The sequence below is a fragment of the Cytophagia bacterium CHB2 genome (assembly GCA_030263535.1).
Lineage (GTDB): Bacteria > Zhuqueibacterota > Zhuqueibacteria > Zhuqueibacterales > Zhuqueibacteraceae > Coneutiohabitans.
The window spans coordinates 1-10,386 of sequence record SZPB01000258.1 but is presented as its reverse complement, the minus strand read 5'-3'; the positions used below and the strand labels follow the sequence as shown (position 1 = coordinate 10,386).

4 protein-coding genes and 1 pseudogene are annotated in these 10,386 nt (G+C 56.0%); 3 read left to right on the top strand and 2 right to left on the bottom strand.

Annotated elements, in window-relative coordinates:
* The coding region (locus FBQ85_21005) for a sensor histidine kinase (protein MDL1877618.1) at positions 1–468 on the top strand (468 nt) is incomplete at its 5' end.
* A gap of 188 nt (positions 469–656) precedes the next feature.
* A pseudogene (locus tag FBQ85_21000) lies at positions 657–2,001 on the top strand (sigma-54-dependent Fis family transcriptional regulator).
* 101 nt (positions 2,002–2,102) lie between these two features.
* On the opposite strand, the gene FBQ85_20995 reads toward FBQ85_21000, so the two are convergent.
* Positions 2,103–3,452: a M56 family metallopeptidase gene (locus FBQ85_20995; protein MDL1877617.1), complete on the bottom strand. Its 1,350-nt coding sequence runs from the start codon at positions 3,450–3,452 to the stop codon at positions 2,103–2,105.
* Positions 3,445–3,840: a BlaI/MecI/CopY family transcriptional regulator gene (locus FBQ85_20990; protein MDL1877616.1), complete on the bottom strand. Its 396-nt coding sequence runs from the start codon at positions 3,838–3,840 to the stop codon at positions 3,445–3,447. The genes FBQ85_20995 and FBQ85_20990 overlap by 8 nt, the downstream gene beginning before the upstream one ends.
* 415 nt (positions 3,841–4,255) lie before the next feature.
* On the opposite strand from FBQ85_20990, the gene FBQ85_20985 reads away from it, so the two are divergent.
* Positions 4,256–9,577 (top strand): CHRD domain-containing protein, encoded by a 5,322-nt coding sequence (locus FBQ85_20985; GenBank protein ID MDL1877615.1) that lies wholly within the window; start codon positions 4,256–4,258, stop codon positions 9,575–9,577.
* Positions 9,578–10,386: the final 809 nt, after the last annotated feature.

Below are 10,386 nucleotides of genomic sequence, written 5' to 3'. Positions count from 1 at the left end.
GACGTTCCCAACGGCAGCGCGCGGCCGCGCGCCAGCCAGCGCGAGCGGATACAGGTTTTGCCGATCATTAACGATCTGCACGCTCAATTGCAGCAATTGCATCCCGGTGTCACGTGGCGCATGCAGGTGCCGGATTCGGCGGCAGCCTTGGCCGATGAAGGGCAATTGCGCCGTCTTTTGCTCAATCTCCTGCGCAATGCCATCGAAGCCGTGAACGGCCAGGGCGAAATCGAAATCAATGCAACCGTTTCACATGCCCAATTCATACTTACAATAAAAGACAATGGCCCGGGCATTTCGCCGGAGATTGCTGAAAAAATTTTCGAGCCGTTTTTTACCACACGACCGCAGGGCAGCGGCCTAGGTTTGGCGCTGGTGCGGCAACTCGCGGAACAAAATCACGGTCGCATCGAACTTGTGCCGGGCGCAAAGGGCGCGCATTTTCGTTTGACGCTAGAGGTAGGATAAATCAAATGAACGAGGAGCAAAGACTTGAACCGCTGAAAAAGGCAAAGTGATCAAAATCTTTGGGGGTAATGATCTTGTCCAAAAAGATTTTGCCATTTATCCTGCTTTGCGTTGCCTCTGCGGCTTTTGACATAGTATCTTTGCGCGCACTTTTGCTGCAGTTCATAAAATAAACCAAGTCATTCCATATGAACCACAAACTTCATCTTTATCTCATCGAAGATAACGCCGCCATGCGCGAAGGCCTGGAGCAGGTCGCGCGGCGGCAGGGACACGAGGTCAAATCGTTTGAACGCGCAGAAGCCGCTTTGCAAGCGCTGGCAACTGCGCCTGCTGATCTCATCCTCTCGGATTATCGCCTGCCGGGCATGAACGGCCTGGAGCTGCTGGAAAAAGTGAAAACTCTGCGGCCGGCCTGTGAGGTGATGGTGATGACGGCCTTCGGCTCTATCGAACTCGCTGTGCAAGCCATGCAAAAAGGCGCGGCCGATTTCATCACCAAGCCGATCTCACCGGAGGAGCTTACCTTAAAACTGGAACGCGCAGAATCTCTATTTGCGCGAGCAGGAAGAAAAGCAATGCAATTTCGGCGAGATCATCGGCCAGGCGCAGCCGATGCAGGAGGTTTTTCGCATGCTGCAAAAAGTCGCGCCCACGGATTCCAGCGTCATCATCTACGGCGAAAGCGGCACCGGCAAAGAACTGGTGGCGCGCGCCATTCACAAAAACAGCAACCGCAGCACAGGCCCGTTCGTGCGCGTGAATTGCGGCGCCTTGTCGGAAACCCTGCTGGAATCCGAATTGTTCGGCCACGAAAAAGGCGCCTTCACCGGCGCGCTCAAACGCAAGCTGGGCCGTTTTGAATTGGCGCAGGCCGGCACGATTTTTCTCGATGAAATCGGCGACATCTCGCCCAATTTGCAAATCAAACTACTGCGCGTGTTGCAGGAAAAGGAATTCGAGCGCGTCGGCGGCGAAGAAACCGTAAGCGTCGACGTGCGTGTGATCGCGGCCACACACCGCAATCTCAAAGAAGAAGTTGCCAGCGGCCGCTTTCGCGAGGATTTGTATTATCGCCTGCACATCGTGCCGATCAATTTGCCCGCCCTGCGCCAGCGGCTGGACGATTTGCCGGTGCTGGTCGAACATTTTTTGCAGCGCCTCGGCCACGAATTGCGCAAACCGAATTTACAAATCGCGCCGGCAGCGTTGGACATGATGAGAAATTATCACTGGCCCGGCAACGTGCGCGAGCTGGAAAATGTGCTGGAACGCGCCGCGGTGCTGTGTGAGGGCGCGGCCATCACGCTGGCCGATTTGCCGCCGCTGGTGAAAGATCGCAACGCCATTCTCTCGCTTTCCGATGATAATCTCGACTTGAACAAAACGCTGGAGGAAGTTGAACGCGCCATGCTCGAACGCGCCATGACGCGCGCGCACGGCGTGAAAGCCGAAGCCGCGCGCATTTTAGGCATCAAAACCACGACGCTTTTATACAAGCTGGGAAAGTATGAGATGGGCGGCGAGGAGTGAGATGGTGGTTTCTCGCCGTGAAAAGTGAAGCCAGGCGGGAACACCATTAGGTTTAATCGATTTTTGAGCGCGTTGAATCCAAGCCTGGCTTCGCTCGCTTATTACTTCGAGGCAGCTTTCGAGACTTCCGCAGACAATTTGAATTTGAACGGGATGGTAACGGTTGCGGCGACTGGTTTGCCCTCCTGCAACGCCGGCTTGAATACCCATTTCTTCACGGCCTCACTCGCAGCTTCTTCAAAACCGTTGTTGGGTTGATCACATTCTTTGATCTTTACGTCCTCGACCTGCCCTTCTTTGCTCACAAGAACCTGAAGGTAAACCACGCCTTCGATTCCTGCCTTTTTCGCCAGCTCAGGATATGCCGGGACAACCTGGCTGACAACGCTGGGCGCGACTTCGAACGCGGTATCGGGCATGGTATCTGCGGCTGTTTGACTGGCAGCAGGTGCAACGGTGGTTTTGGGCATGCTCGTTTCGTCGCTGCAACGCCAGGATGCGCCCGCTAAAATCAAGAACAGTGCGGTGAGCAACAGCCCTTGTGTCCAGGTGAATTTGTTCATGGCAACCTCCTTGGGTGAAAAGAGATAAATGAGACGTTGTTTAAATCCGCTTTTTGTTTCAAAGAAAGATGCGCTGGTTTGCAGCAGAGCGGGGGCAGGTGTGCTCGTTTCCAAAAAGCGCAGAAGCATTTCGCCATAGTGTTGCGGCGTGGCCGCGGAATGTTGCAGCGCAAAATCGTCGCATCTCTGCTCGCGATAGCGCGTCAACCGGGCATGCATCAGCCCGAGCGCGGGATTGAAGGGATGCAGGATTTGTGCGAGCGTTTGCAGAAGGATAACCCAGCTATCCCGGCTGCGAATGTGCGCCAATTCATGACAAAGCAGCGCATGCAGAGTTGCGGCGTCCGAGGAAAGCGCGGCGTGATTCAGGTAGATGCGCGGCCGCAACCAGCCGAGCGCCAGCGGCGTGCGTAGATGATCGGCGCGCAAGATCGGCGGCCAGGTTAGTTCAGCGCCGGCGGGAGAAGCATGAGGCGCAACTGGCAATGGCTGCGCGCGGCGGAGTTCTGCACGTAACCTCAGAAAGTTGCGCACCGCCAGTACCAGCCAGAAAAGTGAACCGGCGAGCCAAAGCAGGAGCAAGCCGCCGGCAAGCGTAAGCCCGGGTGATGAGGTTCCGGCGGTTGCCGTCACCGGCGACATGAAACCAAACTCGAGCGCTTCTGCAGACCATGACGAAAGCTGCGGCCACACCCAGAGCGGGGGCAAAAACGTTTTGAGCAGCACCAGCAGCCAGAGGCTATAGCGCAGTTTTGCCGAGGCGCGCGGCAGAACATGGTCGAGGGCTAAAATCATCAACGCGAAGAGAAGAATTTGCAGTTCAAACAAAGCCAGCGCGCGCAGAATGCCGGGCGCATGAGCCTGGAAGGTTGCCATCACGTTATTCATGATTTGTTCCTCCGCTTTTCTTCTCCAATAATTTTTTCAACTCATCGATTTCTTCCGGAGGCAATGTGCCGGCGTTCACCAGAAACGAGGCCATGGCGCCGTAGGAACCGTGGAACATACGCTTGGCCAACGCTTGCAGCGAGCTGCGCAAAACCGTGTCGCGCGCGGCGGCCGCCGCATAGAAATTCACCAGGCCGATCTTTTTACGTTTCAAGAACCTTTTTTCCACCAAAATATTCATCAATGTTTGGACGGTGGTGTACGCTTTTTCAGCGTCCGGATAGGCGGCGTCCAGCACCTCCCGCACTGACACCGGTTTGTTCGCGCGCCAGACGGTTTGCATGATTTCCCATTCGGCGGCGGAAAGCTCGGCTTTGCGTTTTGCCATAACGAATCCTTTTCTACTAATTTTTTAGTAGTAATACGAATCTTATAGGAAAATGTCAAGCCTTTATTTTGGCCAACAGGCGGCTGCGCCGGAAAACTGTATTTTCCTTCTGCCTTTTCGGGCTTGACTTTCTCGGAAAATTTCCTACTTTCGGCACACTTGCTCATGCGCGTGCGGCCTCGCGAACCGCACAACAGCGCGCAATCCTTCAAGGCATTCTCAAATAATCACTAAACTCTCCCGCATCCATGAACCGGCAGCCTGCACATGGGGTGAGCGCGTGTTTCAGCAAAACAGGACGGGGATCATGACGGTGTGTGCGGCTCAACAGTTCGCCTGTTCCATTTCTTTTACTCGTCAACCTTTCTTCTCCAAAATTCTCATTTCACCAAAACCATTCTGAAGGAGTACGCTCATGCAATTTGTGCGACGCTTTCTCTTTGCCGGGCTGCTTTGCCTTGGCCTGGCGCTGCCGGCATTTGGTCAGAACGACCATCTGCTCATCTCCGAGTTTGTGGTGACGCCCACCGCGGGCGAGTTTATCGAGATTTATAATCCTACCAACGCAACCGTCGATCTTACGACCTACTATCTCACCGACGACGTTTCCAACAACAATAATGATTACATCAAAGTCGTCAATGGCGCTGCTGCATTGGCGGTTGCAAACTTCGACTTTCTCGTCAAGTTTCCCGACGGCGCGAGCATTGCCCCCGGCGGTGTGAAAGTCATCGCGTTCAGCGGCGCGGGGTTCAAAACCTCCTACGCTCCGGCCCTACCGGATTATGAAATTCTCGGCGACGACGCCGAAGTGCCGGACATGGCGGGCATCGTGGTGACCACCAACGCAGGATTAACCAACGGCAGTGAAAGCATCGTGCTGTTTCATTGGGACGGCGCCAGCGATCTGGTGCAAGACGTGGATTACGTCCTCTGGGGTTCGGGCACAATCACCGCGGCAGTAAACAAAACGGGTTTTAAAGTTGACGGCCCGGATGCGGATTCCGATTCCAGCGCGTATCTAAACGACACGCCGGTAGCGAGCCAAACCGTGGTGAACGCCGACAACGACGGCAATTCGCAGCCGCACACCAGCGGCTCCAGCGCGGCGCGCAATGCCCTCGAAGCCGGCGAAACCTTGACCGGCGGCAACGGCATCACCGGGCACGATGAAACCAGTGAAAATTTCAGCATTGCCGGCGGCAGTTGGACGGTAAACGCTATTCCCACGCCCGGCACAGTGCCGGACGGCTTGAAGAAACAACCGGCGTATTTCATGGCCACGTTAAACGGCGCACAAGAGAATCCCAGCGTCATCACGGACGCGAACGGCGGCGGCTATTTTGTTTTGAATGCCGATCAAACCGAGTTGCAATATTTCGTGAGCGTGAAAGGCCTGAGCGGCGCGATAGCAGCCTCACATTTTCACAATGCTGCCGCCGGCTCCAACGGCCCGGTGGTGCGTAATATCACCTTCACCGACGGCGTGGCGAGCGGCGTTTGGTCGAGTACCGATGCCACCCAGCCGCTGACGCCCGAGTTGCTTGCACAATTACTCGCGGGCAATCTCTATGTCAACGTTCACACTGCCGCCAATCCCGGCGGCGAGATTCGCGGCCAGGTTTTGGCAGGCAGCGAGAAGAAGTTTGTCGCGACACTGAACGGCGATCAGGAGAATCCGCCGGTCACCACCAGCGCGAACGGCGCGGGCAAGTTCACGCTCAACGCCAACGGGTCGCGGTTGACCTATGACGTGACGGTGAGCGGCTTAAGTGGCCCAATCACGGCCTCGCATTTTCATAATGCGGCGGCTGGAGTAAACGGACCGGTGGTGCGCAATATCAGCTTCACGAACGACGCCTCGAGCGGTGTGTGGCTCAGCTCTGATGCCACGCAACCGTTGACCCCGGCTTTGGTGGCGGAACTGTTGGCCGGCAATTTGTATGTAAACGTTCACACCGCGGCCAATCCGGGCGGCGAAATTCGCGGGCAGGTGTTGGAAGGCGCGGAAATCGTTTTTCTCGCTGTGCTCAATGGCGCGCAGGAGAATCCGCCGGTGGCAACGAATGCCAGCGGCGGCGGTCGCTTCGTGCTCAATGCCGAGCAAACCGAGTTATCGTATATCATCAAAGTGGGAAATCTTTCCGGCCCGATTACAGCGTCGCATTTTCATAATGCCGCAAGCGGCACAAACGGCCCGGTGGTGCGCAATATCTCATTCACTGACGGCGCGGCCTCAGGAGTATGGTCAAGCACAGATGCCACGCAACCGTTGACTCCGGCATTGCTGGCAGAGTTGCTGGCCGGAAATATTTATGTAAATGTTCATACCGCAGCCAATCCCGGCGGTGAAATTCGCGGCCAACTCACCAGCGGGGTTGCTGTCGAATTTGCCGCACAAGTTGAAGGCAGCCAGGAAGTGCCGCCCAAAACCGGCGAGGGTGCAGGCTTTGGCTTGTTCACGCTGAATCACAGCGGCGATTCGCTGCGTTACCACATCGGCGTGACCGGCTTGAGCGGACCAATGTCAGCGGCGCATTTTCACAATGCCCCGGCCGGCGTGAACGGCGGCGTGGTGCGCAATTTGACATTTGCCGGCGATTTTTCCACCGGCGTGTGGACGAGCAGCGACGCGCAACCGCTGACGCCAGCGCTGGCCGTCGAATTGCTGGCGAGTAACATTTATGTCAATGTGCATACCGCTTTGAATCCCGGTGGAGAAATACGCGGCCAGGTTTTGCCGGGCGCGAAAGTGGTGACGCCCATCGGCCTGGCGCGGCAATTGGCGGACAACACGCGCAACGTCACCATCGAGGGCATCATTACCACGGTTGATTTCAACTTGTCGAGCGGCACCAGCTCCGAATTCTATTTGCAAGATGCCACGGGCGGCATTCGCATGTTTGTCGGCAGTGGCAAAGCTGTGTTGGAACAGGGCCAGCGCGTGCGTGTGAACGAAAGCACGATTGCCACCAATGCGGGCCGCAAGAATATCGAAACCGTGCCGGATTCGATTGTTGTGATCGATACTCCCGGTTTGCCGCCGGCACAAGTGGTGACCATCGACTCTCTGGTCAACAACCGCGCAACACTCGAAGGCGAGTTGGTGCGCATCAATAGCGCCAACCTTGCTGCGGCCTTTCCTGCGGAGAACAGCAACGCCACCATCACCATTAACGACGGCAGCGGCGATCTTGCCATGTTTATCGACCGCGACACGGACATCGACGGCTCGCCCACCCCACCGAATCCCGTGAACATTACCGGCGTGGCAACGTCATTCAACGGCACCCCGCAAATTCAACCCTCCCGCCGCTCGGATTTCTCGGCGCCTGTGATCTTCTTTGCCGTGCTCAACGGCAGCCAGGAAAATCCGCCAGTCACCACCAGCGCAAGCGGCGGCGGCATGTTTGTGTTGAATGAAGCTCAAACCGAACTGAGTTACAATGTCAGCGTCCACGGTCTAAGCGGCCCGATTACAGCCTCGCATTTTCATAATGCTGCTGCCGGCGTCAATGGCCCGGTGGTGCGCAATATCACCTTCACCGATGGCGTTGCAAGCGGCGTTTGGTCAACCACCGATGCCACCCAACCGCTGACGCCCGAGCTGCTTGCGGCATTGCTGGCCGGCGAGCTTTATGTGAATGTTCACACCGCGGCCAATCCCGGCGGCGAAATTCGCGGCCAAGTGCTGGTGGGCGAAGCAAAGAATTTCAGCGCGATGCTCAACGGTGCGCAGGAGAATCCGCCGGTGACAACCAACGCCAGCGGTACTGGCAGTTTCACGCTCAATGCCACCGGTTCGGAGTTGTCGTATGAGGTTTCTGTGAGCGGCTTGAGCGGCCCGATCGCGGCCTCGCATTTTCATAACGCCGCCATCGGCGTGAACGGCCCGGTGGTGCGCGATATCGTTTTCACCAACGGCACGGCGAGCGGCGTGTGGAACAGCGGTGATGGGCAAGCCTTGACGCCTGCGCTCGTGGCCGAATTGCTGGCCGGCAAAATTTATGTCAACGTGCATACCGCAGCCAATCCCGGCGGTGAAATTCGCGGGCAAGTGCTTCCCGGCGCGGAAATGGTTTTTCATGCTGTGTTGAATGGCGCTCAGGAAAATCCCGCGGTGACGACGAACGCCAGCGGCGGCGGCCGGTTTGTGCTGAATGCCGATCACACCGAACTTTCATTCAAAATCAAAGTTGCCAATCTCAGCGGGCCGATTGCTGCGGCGCATTTTCATAATGCGGCCGCCGGAGTGAACGGCCCGGTGGTGCGCAATATCACCTTCACAGACACGGTTGCCACCGGCGTTTGGTCAAGCACAGACGCTACGCAACCGCTAACGCCGGAGCTGTTGGGAGAATTGCTGGCCGGTAATCTTTATGTGAATGTTCACACCGCCGCCAATCCTGGCGGCGAAATTCGCGGCCAGGTGCGGAGCGGAGTGACGATCGATTTTGCGGCGAATTTGGACGGCAGCCAGGAAAATCCGCCGGTAACCACGGAGTCCGCAGGCGTTGGCACGTTCACCCTCAATGCCGGCGGCGATGAACTCGTGTACAACATCAGTGTGACCGGATTTAGCAGCGCGTTTCAAGCAGCGCATTTTCATCTTGCTGATCGCGGCAAGAACGGGCCGGTGGTGCGTGGACTCGCCGTCACTGAAAATGCCGCTGTGGGCGTATGGAAAAGCACGGATGCGCAACCGCTGACACCGGATCTGGTGGTGGAATTGCTTGCCGGACAGCTTTATGTCAATTTTCACACTGCGAATAACCCCGGCGGCGAGATTCGCGGCCAGGTGATTCCGGGCGCGCAGGCCATCATGCCCATGTCCATTGCGCGGCAAACCGCCAATGGCATCGTGGTCACGGTGGAGGGCATTGTCACACGCGCCGAAGGCCGCGCTGCCATATTTCAGGATGCCACCGCCGGCCTCATGGCTTTCCAAACCAGCGGGGCGTTCCGCACGGCAATTGATAGCGGCGAGGTGAGCATCGGCGATCGGTTGCGCGTTACCGGCACGCTGACGGAATTCAATTCCTTGAAAGAAATATCTCCCATCAGCAGTTTTGAAGTGGTTTCGCGCGGCAACACCTTGCCGGCAGCCCAGCTCGTGACGCTGGCTGAAATTGCGAGCAATGGCGAAGCTTATGAAAGTGAGTTAATTCGCATCGAAGGGTTGAACATCAATCGCGGCTCGGACACCGTGTTCGTGGCTGCCAGAACGTATGCGGTCACGGATGCCAGCGATCAATCGGGCGCGGTGGCGTTGCGCACGCCGGTTGCCAGCGATACAGAAATCGAGGGTGTTGCGATTCCCGCCGGCCCGGCATTGTTCGAAGGCGTGTTGGGGCAATTCAGCTCCACGAATCCAACTGCCGGTTATCAACTCAGCCCGATACTGCCGACTGATGTCAGTCCGCTTACCGGCGTTGAGGAGCATGCTTCGGAAGCGCCGGCCAGCTTTGCGTTGCTGCAGAATTATCCCAATCCGTTCAATCCCACCACCATCATTCGCTATGATTTGCCCAAGCAGGTGCATGTCAAGATCGCGATCTACAATTTGCTGGGCAAACGCGTGCGAACGTTGGTTGATGCGCAAGAAGCGCCCGGCTTCAAGCAAATCACCTGGGACGGCGCCAATGACGAGGGCGCGCGTGTTGCGAGCGGCATTTATATTTACCGCATCGAAACCGAAGGCTTCAGCTTCTCGCGCAAGATGACATTGTTGAAGTAAAAGCCCAAGCTGATTTATCGACGCCCAGGCGAAAACAACGCCTGGGCGTTTTTTTGAGATTTGTAACTCCCTCCCAATTGTTTTTCATCGGCTAAAACACGCAGACGTTCTTCACAATTCATCCCCGCGTGAAAGAACGCCCATTCGAAATCGTTTTTCATTGGTAGGATCGACTGTCAGAACGTTCCCGCCACGGCTCGGCCGTATACCTCGGCCAAGCCGAGATTGAACATTATCAGCCGGGCATAAATTATTCCGGTCAAATGGGAAATTGACTTGCCTCTTTGCAACGATGGCAAGATAAAATTTCCGCAGACGTGATTGTTCGTTTCTATAGAACGGTTGTCGTTAAAAGCGTTGCCGATTTACAAACGCGGCGGCGACGTTATTCACGCTAACATGCTTGTTAGCCCAAACCGCTCTGTGAGAGGGGCAGTGTATTCCGATACTGGTGGCCGTTTCCGACTCTGAAAAAACCTACTTACCGTCAATCTCCCCTCTCAATTTTCTTTACAACAATTACGATCTGCCCAGGGAAAGGGTCATCCGAAACTCGGAGAAGCGTATGGCAGATCCCTACCGCCACTGTGACGCTGTTTCCAACTGCGGTTGGACGCAGTCGCCCTCTGACCGGGGATTCCTGATTTAATCCAATACTACTCCCAAACACCTTTATTCTTTACAATGCCGTGTTCATTTTTCCTCATGCTTTCACCAAAAGGAGGTGATCGCTCACAATTATTAGTTTAGGTGAAACGATAAGTCATTTGGGAAGAAAGGGAAAACATTCTTTCTCTACCAATCAGCGA